Here is a 19457-nt window from a genome sequence, read left to right as displayed (position 1 = left end):
GCGACGCTGGCGCGTCTTATCCGCTCTACGGTACGCCGCTTCCAGCAATCGGTACACATAGCGACGTCATCACGCAATCCTTTAATCTTCCCTTGTCTTTTCTTTCAATGATCACAAATTTCGTTTTATTTCTTTTTTCTCCATTGAACTTTCGATTTCTTTTCTATAGATTTTAATCAACGAAACGAATCACCAAGTGAAATGAAACGAAAGGCAAGCAAAGCCTGCAATGCCGGAAGTCAAGTTCATCAGACTAAGGATTGAGTTATGCCAGAAAATTACACCCCAGCGGCCGCCACCACCGGCACATGGACTGAAGAAGAGATCCGCCATCAGCCTCGCGCATGGATCCGTTCACTCACCAACATCGACGCGTTACGTACAGCGCTCAATAACTTCCTTGAACCGTTACTGCGCAAAGAGAATCTGCGGATCATCCTGACCGGAGCCGGAACCTCGGCATTTATCGGTGACATCATCGCGCCGTGGCTTGCCAGCCATACCGGCAAAAACGTCAGCGCCGTACCGACCACCGATCTGGTCACCAATCCAATGGAATACCTGAACCCAGCGCATCCACTGCTGTTGATCTCCTTCGGTCGATCCGGCAACAGCCCGGAAAGCGTCGCCGCCGTGGAACTGGCGAATCAGTTTGTACCGGAATGCTATCACCTGCCGATCACATGCAACGAAGCGGGCGCTCTTTACCAAAACGCGATCAACAGCGACAACGCGTTTGCCCTGCTGATGCCCGCAGAAACGCACGATCGCGGCTTTGCGATGACAAGCAGCATTACCACTATGATGGCCAGCTGCCTCGCGGTTTTCGCACCTGAGACAATCAATAGCCAGACCTTCCGCGACGTAGCGGATCGTTGCCAGGCGATCCTGACCTCACTGGGCGATTTCAGCGAAGGTGTGTTTGGTTACGCACCGTGGAAACGGATCGTTTATCTCGGCAGCGGTGGCTTACAGGGCGCAGCACGCGAGTCGGCGCTGAAAGTACTGGAACTGACGGCGGGTAAACTGGCGGCCTTTTATGATTCCCCGACCGGATTCCGTCATGGCCCGAAATCGCTGGTCGATAACGAAACGCTGGTGGTGGTGTTTGTCTCCAGCCACCCCTATACGCGTCAGTATGATCTTGATCTGCTGGCAGAACTCCGCCGTGACAACCAGGCAATGCGCGTAATCGCCATCGCCGCGGAAGGCAACGACGTTATTACCGCCGGTCCACATATCATCCTGCCGCCGTCACGTCACTTTATCGACGTTGAGCAGGCATTTTGCTTCCTGATGTACGCCCAGACGTTTGCACTGATGCAGTCGCTGCACATGGGCAATACGCCGGATACCCCATCAGCCAGCGGCACCGTTAACCGTGTGGTGCAAGGCGTAATCATTCATCCGTGGCAGGCATAAGAGGATCGCATTATGAGCATTATCTCCACCAAATATCTGTTACAGGACGCCCAGGCCAATGGCTACGCGGTGCCTGCTTTTAACATTCATAACGCCGAGACGATCCAGGCGATCCTCGAAGTGTGCAGTGAAATGCGATCGCCGGTGATCCTCGCCGGAACGCCGGGGACCTTTAAACATATCGCGCTGGAAGAGATCTACGCCCTGTGTAGCGCCTATTCCACAACCTACAACATGCCACTGGCGCTGCATCTCGACCACCACGAATCACTCGATGATATTCGCCGTAAAGTCCACGCAGGCGTGCGCAGTGCGATGATCGACGGCAGTCACTTCCCGTTTGCTGAGAACGTGAAGCTGGTGAAATCGGTTGTCGACTTCTGCCACTCACAGGATTGCAGCGTGGAAGCAGAACTGGGCCGCCTGGGCGGTGTTGAAGATGACATGAGCGTTGACGCCGAAAGTGCATTCCTGACCGATCCACAAGAAGCTAAACGCTTTGTCGAACTGACTGGCGTCGACAGCCTGGCGGTAGCGATTGGTACGGCGCACGGCTTATACAGCAAAACGCCGAAGATTGATTTCCAGCGACTGGCGGAAATTCGTGAAGTGGTGGATGTTCCTCTGGTGCTGCATGGTGCCAGCGATGTCCCGGATGAATTTGTCCGTCGCACTATTGAACTTGGCGTCACAAAAGTGAACGTTGCCACAGAATTAAAAATAGCCTTCGCTGGCGCGGTTAAAGCCTGGTTTGCGGAAAATCCGCAGGGTAATGATCCTCGTTATTATATGCGCGTCGGTATGGATGCGATGAAAGAAGTTGTCAGAAATAAAATTAATGTCTGTGGTTCAGCAAATCGAATTTCAGCATAATCATTAGTTTTTTATGATTTATCCCAATGTACTTCCCGATTAATATCGGGGAGTGCCTTAATGGTAAAGGAGATAACTAAACCTTAATAAATACATCAGTAAAATATCGCAACAATAATATATTTAAAAAAATTATATTATTCAACTTTATGGTGAGGATTACACAATGAGCAGTCCAAATATTCTCTTAACCCGTATTGATAACCGTCTGGTTCACGGTCAGGTTGGTGTGACCTGGACATCTACCATCGGTGCAAATCTGCTGGTAGTCGTGGATGATGTTGTCGCTAACGATGATATTCAACAAAAATTAATGGGTATTACCGCGGAAACCTACGGCTTTGGCATTCGTTTCTTTACTATCGAAAAAACCATTAACGTCATCGGCAAAGCTGCACCGCATCAGAAGATCTTCCTGATTTGCCGCACGCCACAAACGGTACGTAAATTGATAGAAGGTGGCATTGACCTGAAAGATGTCAACGTCGGCAATATGCATTTCTCGGAAGGTAAAAAGCAAATCAGCAGTAAAGTTTATATCGACGATCAAGATCTCGCGGACTTACGCTTTATTAAACAACGCGGTGTGAATATTTTTATTCAGGACGTCCCCGGCGATCAAAAAGAACAAATCCCTGACTAAATTTAAAATCGCCTTAATACTGGTTTGAGGTAATAAAAATGCATGAAATAACCCTAATTCAGGGATTATCCCTGGCGGCGTTAGTTTTCGTTCTGGGGATTGATTTTTGGCTGGAAGCCTTATTTTTATTCCGCCCGATAATCGTTTGTACCCTAACTGGCGCTATTCTCGGTGATATTCAGACTGGCTTAATTACCGGTGGTCTGACTGAGCTGGCTTTCGCCGGATTAACCCCTGCCGGTGGTGTTCAGCCGCCCAACCCGATTATGGCGGGTCTGATGACTACCGTCATTGCGTGGTCTACGGGCGTTGATGCCAAAACGGCAATTGGTCTTGGCCTGCCGTTTAGTTTGTTAATGCAGTACGTCATTCTGTTCTTCTATTCCGCTTTCTCATTATTTATGACCAAAGCCGATAAATGCGCGAAAGATGCGGATACGGCAGCGTTTTCCCGACTTAACTGGACAACGATGCTCATCGTCGCTTCAGCGTACGCGGTGATTGCTTTCCTCTGTACTTACCTGGCACAGGGGGCGATGCAGGCGCTGGTGAAAGCGATGCCCGCCTGGCTGACCCACGGCTTTGAAGTCGCTGGCGGTATTCTGCCTGCCGTTGGTTTTGGCTTGCTGCTACGCGTAATGTTCAAAGCGCAATATATCCCTTACCTGATCGCCGGTTTCCTGTTTGTTTGCTACATCCAGGTCAGCAACCTGTTGCCAGTTGCCGTACTGGGTGCAGGCTTTGCGGTGTATGAGTTTTTCAATGCGAAATCCCGGCAGCAAGCGCAACCGCAGCCCGTTGCCAGTAAAAATGAAGAAGAGGACTACAGCAATGGGATCTGAAATCAGTAAAAAAGATATCACCCGTCTGGGCTTTCGTTCGTCACTCCTGCAAGCGAGCTTTAACTACGAAAGGATGCAGGCGGGCGGTTTTACCTGGGCGATGTTGCCACTCCTGAAAAAGATTTATAAGGACGACAAACCGGGCCTAAGCGCGGCGATGAAAGATAACCTCGAATTTATTAATACCCACCCGAATCTGGTCGGATTCCTGATGGGGTTATTAATTTCGATGGAAGAAAAAGGAGAAAACCGCGACACCATTAAAGGCCTCAAAGTGGCACTGTTTGGCCCAATCGCCGGGATTGGCGATGCGATTTTCTGGTTTACCTTATTGCCGATTATGGCGGGAATTTGCTCATCATTTGCCAGCCAGGGAAACTTGCTGGGGCCGATTCTATTTTTCGCCGTTTACCTGCTTATCTTCTTCCTGCGCGTCGGCTGGACCCACGTCGGTTATTCAGTCGGCGTGAAGGCGATCGATAAAGTGCGAGAGAACTCGCAGATGATTGCTCGTTCGGCAACCATCCTCGGGATCACGGTAATCGGCGGGCTGATCGCTTCGTATGTGCATATTAACGTGGTGACATCGTTTGCCATCGACAGTACCCACAGCGTCGCGCTGCAGCAGGATTTCTTCGATAAAGTCTTCCCGAACATTTTACCGATGGCCTACACCCTGTTGATGTATTACTTCCTGCGGGTGAAAAAAGCGCATCCGGTGCTGTTAATCGGCGTGACTTTTGTGCTCTCTATTGTTTGTTCCGCATTCGGCATTTTGTAAATGGAACGAGGCACTGCGTCTGGTGGTGCCTCTTTACTAAAGGAATTTCATCCTGTGCAAACCCTTCAACAAGTTGAAAACTATACGGCGTTAAGTGAACGTGCCAGCGAATATTTATTGGCCGTGATCCGTAGCAAACCGGATGCCGTGATTTGCCTGGCGACCGGAGCCACACCATTACTGACGTATCATTATCTGGTAGAAAAAATCCACCAGCAGCAGGTTGATGTCAGCCAACTCACCTTCGTGAAGCTCGACGAATGGGTGGATCTGCCATTAACAATGCCTGGCACCTGCGAAACTTTCCTTCAACAGCATATCGTGCAGCCGCTGGGGCTACGTGAAGACCAGCTCATCAGCTTTCGCTCTGAAGAGATAAATGAGACAGAGTGCGAACGGGTAACGAACCTGATTGCGCGCAAAGGCGGTCTGGATTTATGCGTTCTCGGATTGGGAAAAAACGGCCATCTTGGGCTGAACGAACCGGGAGAAAGCCTGCAACCGGCCTGCCATATCAGTCAACTTGATGCCAGAACACAGCAACATGAGATGTTAAAAACCGCGGGTCGCCCCGTGACTCGTGGGATCACCTTAGGCCTGAAGGATATTCTCAATACCCGCGAAGTTTTGCTACTGGTGACTGGCGAAGGAAAGCAGGATGCGACAGAACGTTTTCTCACGGCTAAAGTCTCTACCGCTATCCCGGCTTCGTTTTTATGGCTGCATAACTATTTCACATGCATGATTGATGAGATGTGTCGTCGTTAAATCGCCCGGTGTAGGCGTTGCAGCTCTATTCTTGCTGCGACGCCTGTAATCACTCCCCCTGCTGTTCCAGCGCATACTTATACAGCGCGTTTTTTTTCACGCCGTGAATCTCTGCCGCCAGCGCCGCCGCTTTCTTCAGCGGAAGCTCAGCCTGTAACAACGCCAGCGTGCGCAGGGCATCGGCGGGTAAGTCTTCTTCCTGCGCTTTATGGCCTTCAACAATCAGCACCATTTCGCCTTTGCGACGGTTTTCATCTTCTTTTACCCACGCCAGCAGCTCGCCAACGGGCGCGCCGTGAATGGTTTCCCAGGTTTTGGTCAGCTCACGCGCCAGCACCACGTAACGGGACTCACCCAGCACAGCAACGATATCTTCCAGGCTATCTAACAGACGGTGGGTGGATTCATAAAAAATCAGCGTACGCGGCTCCGCTTCAATGGCTTTTAGCGCATCACGACGGCCTTTTGATTTGGCAGGTAAAAAGCCTTCATAACAAAAACGATCGGATGGTAAACCCGCAGCACTTAATGCAGTGATAGCAGCACACGGTCCAGGTAGCGGCACCACGCGAATGCCCGCTTCCCGGCAGGTACGCACCAGATGGTAGCCAGGATCGTTAATTAGCGGCGTTCCGGCATCGGAAACCAGCGCAATGTTTTGCCCCTCTTGCAGCTTCGCCAGCAGCGTTTCGGCTTTTTGTTGTTCGTTATGGTCGTGCAGCGCAAACAACCGAGCATTAATCCCAAAATGTTGCAGCAATAAACCGGTGTGACGCGTATCCTCGGCGGCAATCAGATCAACGGCCTGTAATACCTCCAACGCACGCTGGGTGATATCCGCCAGATTGCCGATTGGCGTCGGTACAATGTAAAGCTGGCCCTGAGAATTATCCGCCGATTGGTGTTGTTTCATTGTGTCGTCCGTATTGCCGATTTAATATTGAGCATTGCGTAAAAAAAATATCACTGGATACATTATGGTACCCTCAACATTTTCTCGTTTGAAAGCCGCGCGTTGTCTGCCGGTTGTTCTGGCAGCCCTGATTTTCGCCGGTTGTGGCACCCATACTCCCGATCAGTCCACTGCCTATATGCAGGGCACGGCGCAGGCTGATTCTGCCTTTTATCTTCAGCAGATGCAGCAAAGCGCTGATGATACCAGGATCAACTGGCAATTACTCGCCATTCGTGCACTGGTGAAAGAAGGTAAAACCGGGCAGGCGGTGGAGCTGTTTAACCAACTGCCGCAGGAACTGGACGATTACCAGCGTCGCGAGAAAACTCTTCTGGCAGTAGAAATTAAGCTGGCGCAGAAAGATTTTGCTGGCGCACAAACCCTGCTGGCGAAAATCACACCTGCCGATTTAGATCAATACCAGCAGGCGCGTTACTGGCAGGCAAAAATCGATGCCAGTCAGGGGCGTCCTTCCATTGATTTACTGCGCGCCTTAATTGCTCAGGAACCCCTGCTCGGCGCGAAAGAAAAGCAACAGAATATTGATGCTACATGGCAGGCACTCTCCTCCATGACTCAGGACCAGGCGAATACGCTGGTGATCAACGCCGACGAAAATATTCTGCAAGGCTGGCTGGATCTGCAGCGCGTCTGGTTTGATAACCGTAACGATCCCGACATGATGAAAGCTGGGATCGCCGACTGGCAGAAACGTTATCCGAACAACCCGGGCGCGAAAATGCTGCCTACGCAGTTGGTAAACGTAAAAGCATTTAAACCAGCGTCAACCAACAAAATAGCCCTGTTATTGCCGTTGAATGGTCAGGCCGCAGTATTTGGCCGCACTATTCAGCAAGGCTTTGAAGCGGCGAAAAATATCGGCACTCAGCCAGTGGCGGCACAGGCAACTGCCGCACCAATTGCAGACGTTGCAGAACAACCCCAGCAGCAAACTGTTGACGGCGTTGCCAGCCCGGCACAAGCCTCGGTTAGCGATCTGACAGGCGAAGAAACCGCGGCTCAACCAGTGCCTGTAAGCGCCCCGGCGGCAAGCACTGCGGCGGTAAGCGCCCCCGCGAATCCATCCGCAGAGCTGAAAATTTATGATACCTCATCACAACCGCTTAGCCAGATCCTCAACCAGGTTCAGCAGGATGGCGCGAGTATTGTGGTCGGTCCGTTGCTGAAAAATAACGTTGAAGAGTTACTGAAAAGCAACACCCCGCTGAACGTGCTGGCACTGAACCAGCCGGAAAATATCGAAAACCGCGTCAATATTTGTTACTTCGCGCTTTCACCGGAAGACGAAGCGCGCGATGCAGCGCGTCATATTCGTGACCAGGGTAAACAAGCGCCACTGGTGCTGATCCCTCGCAGTTCGCTGGGCGATCGCGTAGCCAATGCGTTTGCGCAAGAGTGGCAGAAACTGGGCGGCGGCACCGTTCTGCAACAAAAATTTGGTTCCACCAGCGAATTACGCGCGGGTGTTAACGGCGGTTCGGGTATCGCTTTAACGGGTAGCCCGATTACTCCCAGAGCGACAACCGACTCAGGCATAACGACCAACAATCCAACGCTGCAAACCACGCCAACCGATGACCAGTTCACCAATAATGGCGGCCGTGTCGATGCGGTGTACATTGTGGCAACGCCGGGCGAAATCGCTTTTATCAAACCGATGATCGCCATGCGTAACGGTAGCCAGAGCGGTGCAACGCTGTACGCAAGCTCCCGAAGCGCACAAGGCACCGCGGGTCCGGATTTCCGTCTGGAAATGGAAGGTTTGCAATATAGCGAAATCCCGATGCTGGCGGGCGGTAATCTGCCATTAATGCAGCAGGCGCTCAGTGCGGTGAATAACGATTATTCGCTGGCTCGCATGTATGCGATGGGCGTTGATGCCTGGTCGTTGGCAAATCATTTCTCACAAATGCGCCAGGTTCAGGGTTTCGAAATCAACGGTAATACCGGAAGTCTGACGGCTAACCCGGATTGCGTAATTAACAGGAAGTTATCATGGCTACAGTACCAACAAGGTCAGGTAGTCCCCGCCAGTTAACCACTAAACAGACCGGCGATGCGTGGGAGGCACAAGCGCGTCGCTGGCTGGAGAGCAAAGGACTGCGGTTTGTCGCCGCTAACGTGAACGAGCGTGGCGGCGAGATCGATCTGATAATGCGTGAAGGCAGGACCACCGTTTTTGTCGAGGTGCGTTACCGCCGCTCAGCCCTTTACGGTGGTGCGGCAGCCAGTGTGACCCGCAGCAAACAACACAAATTATTACAGACTGCCCGCTTGTGGCTCGCGCGTCATAATGGGAGTTTTGATACTGTGGATTGCCGGTTCGATGTGGTAGCCTTCACCGGGAATGAAGTTGAGTGGATTAAGGATGCCTTTAATGACCACTCATAATTAAGGTTTAAGGATTAGCGTGCAAGAACGAATTAAAGCTTGCTTCACTGAAAGCATTCAAACTCAAATTGCGGCAGCAGAGGCGCTTCCGGATGCCATCTCCCGTGCAGCCATGACGCTGGTTCAGTCTCTGCTCAATGGCAACAAAATCCTCTGTTGTGGTAATGGAACTTCCGCTGCCAACGCACAGCATTTTGCTGCCAGCATGATCAACCGATTCGAAACGGAGCGGCCCAGCTTACCTGCCATTGCACTAAATACTGATAATGTTGTCTTAACGGCGATTGCCAACGATCGCTTACATGATGAAGTGTATGCAAAACAAGTGCGGGCGCTGGGGCATGCGGGAGATGTGTTGTTAGCCATTTCCACCCGTGGCAACAGCCGCGATATCGTAAAAGCAGTAGAAGCTGCTGTTACGCGTGATATGACCATTGTGGCATTGACTGGCTATGACGGCGGTGAACTTGCAGGGTTGTTAGGGCCACAGGATGTGGAGATCCGCATTCCTTCGCATCGTAGTGCTCGCATTCAGGAAATGCATATGCTGACGGTAAATTGCTTGTGCGATCTGATCGATAACACGCTTTTCCCTCACCAGGATGTTTAAGGAGAATACATGAAGGCATTATCGCCAATCGCAGTCCTTATTTCCGCACTGCTGTTGCAAGGTTGCGTTGCTGCCGCCGTAGTGGGCACCGCGGCTGTGGGTACAAAAGCCGCAACTGACCCACGCAGTGTCGGCACCCAGGTGGATGATGGAACCCTGGAAGTGCGCGTGAACAGCGCATTGTCGAAAGACGAACAAATCAAGAAAGAAGCACGCATTAATGTCACGGCCTATCAGGGCAAAGTGCTGCTGGTTGGGCAGTCACCAAATGCTGAACTTTCGGCTCGCGCCAAACAGATTGCTATGGGCGTAGACGGTGCCAACGAAGTGTATAACGAGATTCGTCAGGGCCAGCCGATTGGTCTGGGCGAAGCGTCTAACGATACGTGGATCACCACCAAAGTGCGTTCGCAGCTCTTAACCAGCGACCTGGTGAAATCGTCCAACGTGAAAGTGACCACCGAAAACGGTGAAGTGTTCCTGATGGGACTAGTGACTGAACGTGAAGCGAAAGCGGCGGCAGATATTGCCAGCCGGGTAAGCGGCGTGAAGCGGGTAACCACGGCGTTTACGTTCATTAAATAACAACGCCTTGTAATGCCTGATGCGACGCTTGCCGCGTCTTATCAGGCCTACACGACACAAACCGTAGGTCGAATAAGGCGCCTGCGCCGCATCCGACTGCCGTTGCCTGATGCGACGCTTGCCGCGTCTTATCAGGCCTGCAACGATGCAAACCGTAGGTCGGATAAGGCGTTTACGCCGCATCCGACATGTTTTCCCTCAAATCAGAACAACAGCGCCAGCCCGCCGACAATCACACCAGACACCGCCACCATCGCCCCCGTCAGCCATAAGGCTTTCGCCGGGAACGCTTTACGTAACATTATCAGCGACGGCAAACTTACAGCAGGAAGCGTCATCAACAATGCCAGCGCCGGAGCGCTTCCCATACCTGCCAGCATCATCGTTTGTACAATCGGAATTTCTGCTGCCGTGGGAATGACAAACAAGCATCCCGCTACCGCCATCGCAATCACCCACATCAGGCTGTTATCGACAGCACCATCGGCATGGGGGAATAACCAGACGCGTGCGGCACCCAACGCCAGCACCGCCAGGATATAAACCGGGATCGTACTCCAGAAAAGCGTCCATAGCGCCCTGCCCCAGCGGCTAAAAAATCCGCCCTGCACTTCCGGCATGTCAATTTCGACCGGTGCCTGTGTTTGCGGTGTTTCACGCACCCATTTTTGCACCAGCGTCGCAATCAGCAACACCATCACCAGCCCCGCCACCAGACGAATCGCGGCAAAGCCCCAGCCGAGGACAAACCCCATAAACACCAGCGTCGCCGGGTTTAACAACGGATTCCCCATCCAGAATGCCAGCGCACCGCCCATCGACACCTGTTGGCGACGCATTCCCGCCGCGACCGGAGCCGCACAGCAGGTACACATCATGCCCGGCAGCGAAAACAGCGTTCCCAGCAGCGTGCCGCGAAAGCGCGATTGCCCAAGCGTACGCAATAACCAGTCACGCGGGATCAGCACCTGAATCAACGAACCGAGTATCACCCCCAGCACCGCCGCTTTCCATACCGCGAGGAAATAGATCATCGCGTAATCCAACGCCGCCTGCCACGGATTAGCATCCGCCTGCGCAAGGATAGACTTACCGATACTGTGGGTTTCGGCAGCAGTAAACGCTTTGCCGTAGTAAGGTTGCCATTTCACATACCAGAGACCAGCAATGACAACGAGAAAGAAAAGCGCGGGTTTCCACCACTGAATGGGCGTTGCCGCCTGAGATGAAGACTGACCAGTCATAGCATTCCCCAGGAATAAGTTATGATAATTGAGCGCGTGAATATTACGCTCACTATCAATTCTTGGGAATAATTATTCAGCTCTTTTGCGTAATTCTGAAGAGCTTAAAATAGTCACACCTTCATGCTCAGGCCGCATCGCCTCTGCCAGCATGACCCGCGCCACGTCTCGCGCATCAATGGATTTCCAGTTACCCGGTAGCAGACGAAACAACGGTGCAAAAAGCGTTTCGTTCATCCGCTGCTTGCTGCGATCGCCCAGCAACATCGACGGACGGGCAATGGTCAGTTTCGGCCAGTTCTGGGCGATTAACGCTTCTTCCATCTCCCCTTTGACGCGGTTATAGAAAAACGGCGAGTGGGGATTGGCCCCCATAGCACTGACTACCAGCATATGCTGAGCACCCAGTCGCCGTCCGGTTAATGCGGTATCCACAACCAGCGTGTAATCGGCATGAATAAACGCTTCTTTGCTCCCCGCTTCCCGCCGCGTGGTGCCGAGACAACAAAACACAATGTCGATGGGATCGGTGACCTGTGCCAGCGCGTCGGTCAGTTGCGGATCATGGGGATTGAACACTCCTGGCATATCTCCCAACGGACGTCGCGTCGGTGCAGCAATAGCGTTAACTTTCGGTTCGTTAATCAACATCCGCAGCAGGTGACCGCCCACCAGCCCCGTTGCGCCTGTAATCAGTACCTGACTCATCTTCGCTCCTTTACAGAATTGTCTGCCTTGCGCTCCCCGGCTCATGCACCAGGCTTAATAGACCATGAGGTAATTATCCCCGATTGTGAGAAATTCGCCTCATCCAATGCAACAACGCGGAGGAAGCATGAGTAAGAAAATTGCCGTTTTAATCACTGATGAATTTGAGGATTCAGAATTTACTTCACCCGCAGACGAGTTCCGTAAAGCCGGACACGAAGTGATTACCATTGAAAAACAAGCGGGTAAAACGGTGAAAGGGAAAAAAGGAGAAGCCAGCGTGACCATCGATAAATCCATCGATGAAGTGACGCCAGCCGAGTTTGATGCCCTGCTGCTACCGGGCGGCCATTCACCGGATTATCTGCGTGGCGACAACCGTTTTGTCACCTTTACCCGTGATTTTGTGAATAGTGGCAAACCGGTGTTTGCCATTTGCCACGGTCCGCAGCTGCTGATCAGCGCCGATGTGATTCGGGGGCGCAAACTGACCGCCGTTAAACCGATTGTGATTGATGTTAAAAACGCGGGCGCGGAATTTTACGATCAGGAAGTGGTGGTCGATAAAGATCAGCTGGTTACCAGTCGGACACCGGACGATTTGCCCGCGTTTAACCGCGAGGCGTTACGCCTGCTCGGTGCCTGAGCTACGTAGCCAAATCATTTTTTTACCAAAGCCCAGCGTGTTGTCAGTGAATTTGATTTCATCAAGCCGGATTTCCCACACCGGCGCCGACAGCATTCTGGCAACCGGAAAGCGACGATTATACGCCTTGCGCGCAAAGTCGCTTTCCTCACCTTCCAGTCTGCGGATCTCACCTTTAAACTGCACGCCGCGAATTAACGCTACCGTTTTCGGCTGACCGTTTACCGTTCCAGCAACTGCCGCCTGCGGCCCACTCATCTGCGCGTGACGCGTTTTTTCCTCCGTCAAAATGTAGAAGGCAACTTTCTGTGCATCAAAAAGATAAAAGGCATTGGCGCACCACAATTCCCCTTCCTGCTGCACACACCAGGTGACAACATGTTGTTTTGCCAGCCAACGGCTGATGGCGGTGAGTGTTTCCATAGCTGTTCTCTTTTATACTGTGGGCCTGACCTTAACATGTGACGCAGACGATGACACCCTGGTTTCTTTACTTGATCCGTACCGCCGACAATAAGCTTTATACCGGGATCACCACGGATGTTGAACGCCGCTATCAGCAGCACCAAAGCGGAAAAGGGGCGAAAGCACTGCGCGGGAAAGGAGAACTGACGCTGGCGTTTTCCGCGCCAGTGGGCGACCGCTCGCTGGCGTTACGGATGGAATATCGCATCAAGCAACTGACCAAACGGCAAAAAGAGCGTCTGGTAGCAGAAGGCGCAGGGTTTGCAGAACTGTTGAGCAGCCTGCAAACCCCAAAGATTAAAAGCGATTGAAGTGTTCGTGATACTCAACCAAACCGGTTACGCCATTCAGCGCATCATCCGCTAAACGATGTACCTGGAAGGCGCTTTCAGTGCCCGGCCAGCGGCAACGCAGATCGTGATGTGCCGCCAGTTCAAAGCCGAAACGGCTGTACAGCGCCGGATCGCCCAGCGTCACCACTGCGGCATAGCCGAACTCATTAAGCGAATCGAGTCCTTCATAGACCAGTTGGCGTGCCAGTCCCTGTCCACGGTATTTTTCATCTACCGCCAGCGGTGCCATGCCGACCCATTGCAGGTCTTCGCCCTGCACATCAACCGGACTGAATGCCACATAGCCAATGACCTGACCTTCGTCATCTGTCGCCACCAGCCCCAGCGTCAGAAAGCCATCTTCACGCAGATCGTGAACCAGCTTCGCTTCCGCATCGCTTTCGAATGAACGACGCAGCAGGGCATCAATACCCGGCGCATCAATTGGAATTTCTACTCGAATTAGCATGGTTCACCTACCGATGTCTGTTTGGTTTCAGGCGTGGTTTTCATTCCCGCCTCAACAAAATCCGCCAGTTGCAGCAGCATCATGCGTAAGGCTTTCGGCATTTGCTCCAGTTCAATGGCGTCCATCAGGTTTTTCACATATAACCCCAGCTCCGTATCGCCTTCAATCACCAGCCGACGCTGGAAGAAGAGCGTGTCCGGATCCTGTTTACGCGCCGCAATCATCAGCAGATCGCTGGCGTCGGCACTAAAACTCACATCAGCTTGCGCGTTCTGGCTAACGACCAGTTTGCCATTCACCACCGAGGTAAACCATTGCAGGTCAATATCACGCACATGAATACTTAACCAGCGGCCTTCAAGAAACTCCAGCTCGCCATCATCCAGCGCCTGACGGAATTGCCAGCTTAAGACCTGCTCAAGAACCTGGCGTTTTAGCGCAAATGGCGTCAGTTTTACCGGTACACTCAACAGAGATGGCCCCAAATGCACAATACGGGAACGCAGTTTATCCAACACGAGTTTTACTCCCTGTTTCAACAATCATCCTATTTTGCCATATCAGAAAAATAACATAGCGGTATAAATCAACAATTCCATATGAAATTGCTGCTACCACCAATACAACTTTAACTGCCTTAAATCAAAAATTGTCGCAGCAAGGTTAACTAAAATCCCAGTTCGTTAACATTTTTGCGCTTTGATAGCGCACCCTTCAGGAAAAATTATGGAGCTGCTCTGCCCTGCCGGAAATCTCCCGGCGCTTAAGGCGGCCATCGAAAACGGCGCAGATGCTGTTTATATCGGGCTAAAAGATGATACCAATGCCCGTCACTTCGCCGGCCTTAACTTTACCGAGAAAAAATTGCAGGAAGCGGTGAGTTTTGTCCATCAACATCGCCGCAAACTTCACATCGCGATTAACACTTTTGCGCATCCGGACGGTTACGCCCGCTGGCAGCGCGCCGTGGATATGGCGGCGCAGCTGGGTGCCGACGCGCTGATTCTCGCCGACCTCGCCATGCTGGAGTACGCCGCCGAGCGTTACCCGCATATTGAGCGTCATGTGTCAGTGCAGGCTTCGGCGACCAATGAAGAGGCGATTCACTTTTATCATCGCCATTTTGACGTTGCCCGCGTGGTGCTGCCGCGCGTGTTGTCGATTCATCAGGTGAAACAACTGGCGCGGGTCACGCCTGTACCGCTGGAAGTGTTCGCTTTCGGCAGTCTGTGCATTATGTCGGAAGGTCGTTGCTATCTGTCGTCGTATCTGACGGGTGAGTCGCCCAACACCGTGGGGGCATGTTCTCCGGCCCGTTTCGTGCGCTGGCAGCAAACGCCACAGGGGCTGGAATCCCGCCTGAACGAAGTGCTGATCGACCGTTATCAGGACGGCGAAAACGCAGGTTATCCGACGCTGTGTAAAGGGCGTTATCTGGTGGACGGCGAGCGCTATCATGCGCTGGAAGAACCAACCAGTCTCAATACCCTTGAGCTACTGCCAGAGTTAATGGCGGCGAATATCGCTTCGGTGAAAATTGAAGGCCGCCAGCGTAGCCCTGCGTATGTCAGCCAGGTAGCGAAAGTCTGGCGTCAGGCTATCGACCGTTGTAAGGCCGATCCGCAAAACTTCGTGCCGCAAAGCGCGTGGATGGAGACGCTCGGGTCGATGTCCGAAGGCACACAAACCACTCTTGGCGCGTATCACCGTAAATGGCAGTGAGAAAAGTAATGAAATATTCCTTAGGGCCGGTGCTGTGGTACTGGCCAAAAGAGACGCTGGAAGATTTTTATCAGCAGGCCGCCGCCAGCAGCGCAGACGTGATTTATCTCGGTGAAGCGGTCTGTAGCAAACGCCGGGCAACCAAAGTTGGCGACTGGCTGGAGATGGCAAAATCGCTCGCCGGAAGTGGCAAGCAGATTGTGCTCTCCACGCTGGCGCTGGTGCAGGCATCCTCCGAACTGGGCGAACTGAAACGCTATGTTGAGAACGGTGAGTTTCTGATTGAAGCCAGCGATCTCGGCGTGGTGAATATGTGCGCTGAGCGCAAACTGCCGTTCGTCGCCGGACACGCTCTGAACTGCTACAACGCGGTGACGCTGAAAATATTGCTCAAACAGGGAATGATGCGCTGGTGTATGCCGGTGGAACTTTCCCGCGACTGGCTGGTGAATCTGCTTAATCAGTGCGATGAGCTGGGCATTCGCAACCAGTTTGAAGTGGAAGTCTTGAGCTACGGTCATCTGCCGCTGGCCTACTCCGCCCGCTGCTTTACCGCGCGTTCGGAAGACCGCCCAAAAGATGAGTGTGAAACCTGCTGCATTAAGTATCCGAACGGGCGCAACGTGCTGTCGCAGGAAAACCAACAAGTGTTTGTGCTCAATGGCATTCAGACCATGAGCGGCTACGTGTACAACCTCGGTAACGAGCTGGCATCCATGCAGGGGCTGGTTGATGTGGTCCGCCTGTCACCGCAGGGTACTGACACTTTCGCTATGCTCGACGCCTTCCGCGCTAATGAAAATGGTGCTGCACCACTCCCGTTGACGGCAAACAGCGACTGTAACGGCTACTGGAGACGGCTGGCTGGGCTGGAACTGCAAGCCTAAGCAAATAGCTCACTTTGTTAACAACTTTAACTACCCTTTAATGCAGTATTAAAGATTAATCGGTAACAAAGTGAGCTGTTATGACTGATAAAACCATTGCGTTTTCGCTACTCGATCTGGCCCCCATCCCCGAAGGTTCTTCAGCGCGAGAAGCGTTCTCCCACTCTCTCGATCTCGCCCGTCTGGCTGAAAAGCACGGCTATCATCGCTACTGGCTGGCAGAACACCACAATATGACCGGTATTGCCAGTGCTGCAACATCAGTTTTGATTGGCTATCTGGCGGCGAATACCACTACGCTGCATCTGGGGTCTGGCGGCGTGATGTTACCAAACCACTCACCGTTGGTGATCGCCGAACAGTTCGGCACGCTCAATACGCTCTATCCGGGGCGAATCGATTTGGGGCTGGGCCGTGCTCCGGGTAGTGACCAGCGAACCATGATGGCTCTACGTCGTCATATGAGCGGCGATATTGATAATTTCCCCCGCGATGTCGCGGAGCTGGTGGACTGGTTTGACGCCCGCGATCCCAATCCGCATGTGCGCCCGGTACCAGGCTATGGCGAGAAAATCCCCGTGTGGTTGTTAGGCTCCAGCCTTTACAGTGCGCAACTGGCGGCGCAGCTTGGTCTGCCGTTTGCGTTTGCCTCACACTTCGCGCCGGATATGCTGTTCCAGGCGCTGCATCTTTATCGCAGCAACTTCAAACCGTCGGCACGACTGGAAAAACCGTATGCGATGGTGTGCATCAATATTATCGCCGCCGACAGCAACCGCGACGCTGAATTTCTGTTTACCTCAATGCAGCAAGCCTTTGTGAAGCTGCGCCGCGGTGAAACCGGGCAACTGCCGCCACCGATTCAAAATATGGATCAGTTCTGGTCACCGTCTGAGCAGTATGGCGTGCAGCAGGCGCTGAGTATGTCGCTGGTGGGTGATAAAGCGAAAGTGCGTCATGGTTTGCAGTCGATCCTGCGCGAAACCGACGCGGATGAGATTATGGTTAACGGGCAGATTTTCGATCACCAGGCGCGCCTGCATTCGTTTGAGCTGGCGATGGATGTTAAGGAAGAGTTATTGGGATAGTGTGTTTTAACGTGGGAAGCCTTATCCGAGCTGGCAACGCTGTCCTACGTAGGCCTGATAAGCGAAGCACATCAGGCATTGTGTAGGCAGCAGAAATGTCGGATAAGGCACCGCTAATTACTGATACACCGGCAGCAAATTAAAGCTCGATAAAATATGCACCAGTGCGTTGCCAACACCAAACACCAGAATCAGTGCAATCATCGGCTTGCCGCCCCAGACACGGAATTTCGGGCTGCCAAAGCGTTTACGCGATGCGCGGGCCAACAGCGCCGGAACAATTGCAGCCCAGATGGTAGCCGCTAAGCCAGCATAACCAATGGCGTACAGGAATCCGTTCGGGAACAGCAGGCCACCCACGACAGGCGGTGCAAAGGTCAGCAACGCCGTTTTAAAGCGGCCTAGGGCAGAGTCGTCAAAACCAAACAGATCTGCCAGATAGTCAAACAAACCCAGCGTTACGCCGAGGAACGAACTCGCTACCGCAAAGTTTGAGAACACGACCAGTAGCAGATCCAGACTACGGCTGTTCAGCACGCCGCTTAACGCCTGTACCAGCACATCAATATTACCGCCCTTCTCGGCGATTCCGATAAACTCCGGACGAGGGATGTTGCCCATCGTCGCCAGCAACCAGATGGTATACAGCGCCAGCGCCATCAGCGTACCGTAGACCAGGCATTTCACGATAGTTTTCGGATCTTTGCCGTAATACTTCATCAGGCTCGGCACGTTACCGTGATAACCAAATGAGGCCAGACAGAACGGCAGGGTCATCAACAGATACGGTGCATAAGACGCATTGCTTTCCGCGACGTTAAACAATGTCGCAGGCTGCACATGCCCCAGCAAACTGCCGAAAGTGAGGAAGAAGGTAATAACTTTCGCCCCCAGCACAATCGCCGTCATCCGGCTTACGGCTTTGGTGCTCAACCACACCACAAACGCCACCAGTAGCGCAAAACCAAAACCTGCAGCTCGTGCCGGAACATTCAGCGACATCTCCGCGAAGGTGTGATGCAGAATCGAACCGCTGGCAGAAATATAGGCGTAAGTCAGGATGTAGAGCACAAAGGCAATGGAAATGCCGTTGACCACGTTCCAGCCTTTGCCTAGCAAATCTTTGGTTATGGTGTCAAAACTCGAACCGATTCGATAATTCAGGTTAGCTTCCAGAATCATCAAGCCGGAATGCAGCATACAAAACCAGGTAAAGATCAGCGCCGCCATTGACCAGAAGAACCACGCACCGGACATGACCACTGGCAGAGAAAACATCCCTGCGCCAATAATGGTGCCGCCGATAATCACCACTCCGCCAAGCAGCGACGGTGACGTTTGGGTGGTGGTTAGTGTTGCCATGAGGGCTTCTCTCCAGTGAAAAATAGTGCGACTGCGTTGTTATGCATTGCACTGTACCAGTACACGAGTACAAAAGACAGAAAAAAAGCCCCGATGGTTAAAATCGGGGCTGTATATATTATTTTACAGATTGTGTTCGCTGTTCAGCGTTGATTACGCATCACCACCGAAACGACGACGACCAGTAGAGTCATCACGACGCGGTGCGCGGCCTTCACGACGTTCGCCGCTAAAACGACGACCATCACCACGACCACCTTCACGGCGTTCACCGCTGAAGTTACGACCGCCTTCACGACGTTCGCCACCGAAACCACGACCACCACCACGACGCTCACCACCAGTATGCGGCTGTGCATCGCCCAGCAGCTGCATGTTCATCGGCTTGTTGAGAATGCGAGTACGCGTAAAGTGTTGCAGCACTTCACCCGGCATACCTTTCGGCAGTTCGATGGTGGAGTGAGAAGCAAACAGCTTGATGTTACCGATGTAACGGCTGCTGATGTCGCCTTCGTTAGCAATCGCGCCAACGATATGACGAACTTCAACACCATCATCGCGGCCCACTTCAATACGGTACAGCTGCATATCGCCAACATCACGACGTTCACGACGCGGACGATCTTCACGGTCGCCACGCGGG

22 protein-coding genes and 1 pseudogene are annotated in these 19457 nt (G+C 52.6%); 15 read left to right on the top strand and 8 right to left on the bottom strand.

Annotation, left to right across the window (positions count from 1 at the left end):
* The first annotated feature begins 267 nt into the window (after nt 1-267).
* From ATB02_RS06565 to ATB02_RS06540, 6 genes are all read left to right on the top strand, one after another.
* A complete protein-coding gene (locus ATB02_RS06565) occupies nt 268-1422 on the top strand; it encodes an AgaS family sugar isomerase (RefSeq protein WP_105271277.1) in 1155 nt (384 codons plus the stop codon).
* 12 nt (nt 1423-1434) lie between these two features.
* Nucleotides 1435-2295 carry a tagatose-bisphosphate aldolase subunit KbaY gene (gene kbaY / locus ATB02_RS06560; protein WP_000022766.1) on the top strand — a complete coding sequence of 287 codons (861 nt, stop codon included), beginning with the start codon at nt 1435-1437 and terminating at the stop codon, nt 2293-2295.
* A gap of 166 nt (nt 2296-2461) precedes the next feature.
* Nucleotides 2462-2938 carry a PTS galactosamine transporter subunit IIB gene (gene agaB, locus ATB02_RS06555; RefSeq protein WP_000098011.1) on the top strand — a complete coding sequence of 159 codons (477 nt, stop codon included), beginning with the start codon at nt 2462-2464 and terminating at the stop codon, nt 2936-2938.
* Nucleotides 2939-2976: 38 nt separating this feature from the next.
* On the top strand, nt 2977-3780 hold the full coding sequence (gene agaC / locus ATB02_RS06550) for a PTS galactosamine transporter subunit IIC (RefSeq protein WP_104919914.1): 804 nt from the start codon (nt 2977-2979) through the stop codon (nt 3778-3780).
* Entirely contained in the window at nt 3770-4561 is a 792-nt protein-coding gene (gene agaD, locus ATB02_RS06545) for a PTS galactosamine transporter subunit IID (RefSeq protein ID WP_000534360.1), read from the top strand. Before agaC ends, agaD begins: the two co-directional genes overlap by 11 nt.
* Nucleotides 4562-5329, top strand: a complete 768-nt coding sequence (locus ATB02_RS06540) for a galactosamine-6-phosphate isomerase (protein WP_077782412.1) — start codon at nt 4562-4564, stop codon at nt 5327-5329.
* A 49-nt stretch (nt 5330-5378) separates the two neighbouring features.
* Here ATB02_RS06540 and rsmI read toward each other — a convergent pair whose 3' ends face one another.
* Entirely contained in the window at nt 5379-6242 is an 864-nt protein-coding gene (rsmI, locus tag ATB02_RS06535) for a 16S rRNA (cytidine(1402)-2'-O)-methyltransferase (RefSeq protein WP_000809263.1), read from the bottom strand.
* 64 nt (nt 6243-6306) lie between these two features.
* Here rsmI and lpoA point away from each other — a divergent pair, with 64 nt between their 5' ends.
* The 4 genes from lpoA to dolP are packed head-to-tail and all read left to right on the top strand — an operon-like array spanning nt 6307 to nt 9891.
* A complete protein-coding gene (gene lpoA / locus ATB02_RS06530; RefSeq protein ID WP_105271276.1) occupies nt 6307-8343 on the top strand; it encodes a penicillin-binding protein activator LpoA in 2037 nt (678 codons plus the stop codon).
* On the top strand, nt 8301-8696 hold the full coding sequence (locus ATB02_RS06525) for a YraN family protein (RefSeq protein WP_000246844.1): 396 nt from the start codon (nt 8301-8303) through the stop codon (nt 8694-8696). The genes lpoA and ATB02_RS06525 overlap by 43 nt, the downstream gene beginning before the upstream one ends.
* Before the next feature lie 19 nt (nt 8697-8715).
* On the top strand, nt 8716-9306 hold the full coding sequence (diaA, locus tag ATB02_RS06520; protein ID WP_001158035.1) for a DnaA initiator-associating protein DiaA: 591 nt from the start codon (nt 8716-8718) through the stop codon (nt 9304-9306).
* Between the two features lie 9 nt (nt 9307-9315).
* Nucleotides 9316-9891 (top strand): division/outer membrane stress-associated lipid-binding lipoprotein, encoded by a 576-nt coding sequence (gene dolP / locus ATB02_RS06515; protein WP_000646033.1) that lies wholly within the window; start codon nt 9316-9318, stop codon nt 9889-9891.
* A 203-nt stretch (nt 9892-10094) separates the two neighbouring features.
* Here dolP and ATB02_RS06510 read toward each other — a convergent pair whose 3' ends face one another.
* A complete protein-coding gene (locus ATB02_RS06510) occupies nt 10095-11135 on the bottom strand; it encodes a permease (protein ID WP_105271275.1) in 1041 nt (346 codons plus the stop codon).
* Nucleotides 11136-11207: 72 nt separating this feature from the next.
* Nucleotides 11208-11843 (bottom strand): NAD(P)H-binding protein, encoded by a 636-nt coding sequence (locus ATB02_RS06505; RefSeq protein WP_001352912.1) that lies wholly within the window; start codon nt 11841-11843, stop codon nt 11208-11210.
* Nucleotides 11844-11970: 127 nt separating this feature from the next.
* On the opposite strand from ATB02_RS06505, the gene yhbO reads away from it, so the two are divergent.
* Entirely contained in the window at nt 11971-12489 is a 519-nt protein-coding gene (yhbO, locus tag ATB02_RS06500; RefSeq protein WP_000037614.1) for a protein/nucleic acid deglycase, read from the top strand.
* On the opposite strand, the gene ATB02_RS06495 is transcribed toward yhbO, so the two are convergent.
* Nucleotides 12469-12912, bottom strand: coding sequence for a YhbP family protein (locus ATB02_RS06495; protein ID WP_032303837.1), 444 nt, complete (start codon nt 12910-12912; stop codon nt 12469-12471). The two genes, yhbO and ATB02_RS06495, sit on opposite strands and share 21 nt — an antisense overlap.
* Nucleotides 12913-12962: 50 nt before the next feature.
* On the opposite strand from ATB02_RS06495, the gene yhbQ reads away from it, so the two are divergent.
* Nucleotides 12963-13265 carry a DNA damage response exodeoxyribonuclease YhbQ gene (gene yhbQ / locus ATB02_RS06490; RefSeq protein ID WP_105271274.1) on the top strand — a complete coding sequence of 101 codons (303 nt, stop codon included), beginning with the start codon at nt 12963-12965 and terminating at the stop codon, nt 13263-13265.
* On the opposite strand, the gene ATB02_RS06485 is transcribed toward yhbQ, so the two are convergent.
* Nucleotides 13252-13755 carry a GNAT family N-acetyltransferase gene (locus tag ATB02_RS06485; protein WP_000908554.1) on the bottom strand — a complete coding sequence of 168 codons (504 nt, stop codon included), beginning with the start codon at nt 13753-13755 and terminating at the stop codon, nt 13252-13254. The genes yhbQ and ATB02_RS06485 overlap by 14 nt on opposite strands.
* Nucleotides 13749-14273 carry a ubiquinone anaerobic biosynthesis accessory factor UbiT gene (ubiT, locus tag ATB02_RS06480; RefSeq protein WP_001517154.1) on the bottom strand — a complete coding sequence of 175 codons (525 nt, stop codon included), beginning with the start codon at nt 14271-14273 and terminating at the stop codon, nt 13749-13751. The genes ATB02_RS06485 and ubiT overlap by 7 nt, the downstream gene beginning before the upstream one ends.
* Nucleotides 14274-14481: 208 nt before the next feature.
* Here ubiT and ubiU point away from each other — a divergent pair, with 208 nt between their 5' ends.
* The 3 genes from ubiU to ATB02_RS06465 all read left to right on the top strand — a co-directional run bounded on the left by ubiU (nt 14482) and on the right by ATB02_RS06465 (nt 17452).
* A complete protein-coding gene (gene ubiU / locus ATB02_RS06475) occupies nt 14482-15477 on the top strand; it encodes a ubiquinone anaerobic biosynthesis protein UbiU (protein WP_001309783.1) in 996 nt (331 codons plus the stop codon).
* Nucleotides 15478-15485: 8 nt separating this feature from the next.
* The gene (locus tag ATB02_RS06470) at nt 15486-16364 is read left to right on the top strand and encodes a U32 family peptidase (protein WP_001296442.1); all 879 of its coding nucleotides are present in this window, start codon (nt 15486-15488) and stop codon (nt 16362-16364) included.
* Nucleotides 16365-16444: 80 nt separating this feature from the next.
* Entirely contained in the window at nt 16445-17452 is a 1008-nt protein-coding gene (locus ATB02_RS06465; RefSeq protein ID WP_046081284.1) for a luciferase-like monooxygenase, read from the top strand.
* Between the two features lie 117 nt (nt 17453-17569).
* Here ATB02_RS06465 and mtr read toward each other — a convergent pair whose 3' ends face one another.
* Together mtr and deaD are read right to left on the bottom strand one after the other, a co-directional pair.
* Nucleotides 17570-18814 (bottom strand): tryptophan permease, encoded by a 1245-nt coding sequence (gene mtr / locus ATB02_RS06460; RefSeq protein ID WP_000224337.1) that lies wholly within the window; start codon nt 18812-18814, stop codon nt 17570-17572.
* Nucleotides 18815-18967: 153 nt separating this feature from the next.
* Nucleotides 18968-19457 (bottom strand): annotated as a pseudogene (deaD, locus tag ATB02_RS06455) (ATP-dependent RNA helicase DeaD); the annotation flags it as partial.

It is taken from the genome of Escherichia sp. MOD1-EC5189 (genome assembly GCF_002966045.1).
GTDB classification, from domain to species: domain Bacteria; phylum Pseudomonadota; class Gammaproteobacteria; order Enterobacterales; family Enterobacteriaceae; genus Escherichia; species Escherichia coli_F.
This window is presented reverse-complemented; position numbering and strand designations above follow the sequence as displayed.

Bases quoted from the DNA above. Each gene is read 5' to 3' on its own strand.
- ATB02_RS06565 (WP_105271277.1), top strand. From the start codon at position 268: ATGCCAGAAAATTACACCCCAGCGGCCGCCACCACCGGCACATGGACT.
- kbaY (WP_000022766.1), top strand. From the start codon at position 1,435: ATGAGCATTATCTCCACCAAATATCTGTTACAGGACGCCCAGGCCAAT.
- agaB (WP_000098011.1), top strand. From the start codon at position 2,462: ATGAGCAGTCCAAATATTCTCTTAACCCGTATTGATAACCGTCTGGTT.
- agaC (WP_104919914.1), top strand. From the start codon at position 2,977: ATGCATGAAATAACCCTAATTCAGGGATTATCCCTGGCGGCGTTAGTT.
- agaD (WP_000534360.1), top strand. From the start codon at position 3,770: ATGGGATCTGAAATCAGTAAAAAAGATATCACCCGTCTGGGCTTTCGT.
- ATB02_RS06540 (WP_077782412.1), top strand. From the start codon at position 4,562: ATGGAACGAGGCACTGCGTCTGGTGGTGCCTCTTTACTAAAGGAATTT.
- rsmI (WP_000809263.1), bottom strand. From the start codon at position 6,242: ATGAAACAACACCAATCGGCGGATAATTCTCAGGGCCAGCTTTACATT.
- lpoA (WP_105271276.1), top strand. From the start codon at position 6,307: ATGGTACCCTCAACATTTTCTCGTTTGAAAGCCGCGCGTTGTCTGCCG.
- ATB02_RS06525 (WP_000246844.1), top strand. From the start codon at position 8,301: ATGGCTACAGTACCAACAAGGTCAGGTAGTCCCCGCCAGTTAACCACT.
- dolP (WP_000646033.1), top strand. From the start codon at position 9,316: ATGAAGGCATTATCGCCAATCGCAGTCCTTATTTCCGCACTGCTGTTG.
- ATB02_RS06510 (WP_105271275.1), bottom strand. From the start codon at position 11,135: ATGACTGGTCAGTCTTCATCTCAGGCGGCAACGCCCATTCAGTGGTGG.
- ATB02_RS06505 (WP_001352912.1), bottom strand. From the start codon at position 11,843: ATGAGTCAGGTACTGATTACAGGCGCAACGGGGCTGGTGGGCGGTCAC.
- yhbO (WP_000037614.1), top strand. From the start codon at position 11,971: ATGAGTAAGAAAATTGCCGTTTTAATCACTGATGAATTTGAGGATTCA.
- ATB02_RS06495 (WP_032303837.1), bottom strand. From the start codon at position 12,912: ATGGAAACACTCACCGCCATCAGCCGTTGGCTGGCAAAACAACATGTT.
- yhbQ (WP_105271274.1), top strand. From the start codon at position 12,963: ATGACACCCTGGTTTCTTTACTTGATCCGTACCGCCGACAATAAGCTT.
- ATB02_RS06485 (WP_000908554.1), bottom strand. From the start codon at position 13,755: ATGCTAATTCGAGTAGAAATTCCAATTGATGCGCCGGGTATTGATGCC.
- ubiU (WP_001309783.1), top strand. From the start codon at position 14,482: ATGGAGCTGCTCTGCCCTGCCGGAAATCTCCCGGCGCTTAAGGCGGCC.
- ATB02_RS06470 (WP_001296442.1), top strand. From the start codon at position 15,486: ATGAAATATTCCTTAGGGCCGGTGCTGTGGTACTGGCCAAAAGAGACG.
- ATB02_RS06465 (WP_046081284.1), top strand. From the start codon at position 16,445: ATGACTGATAAAACCATTGCGTTTTCGCTACTCGATCTGGCCCCCATC.
- mtr (WP_000224337.1), bottom strand. From the start codon at position 18,814: ATGGCAACACTAACCACCACCCAAACGTCACCGTCGCTGCTTGGCGGA.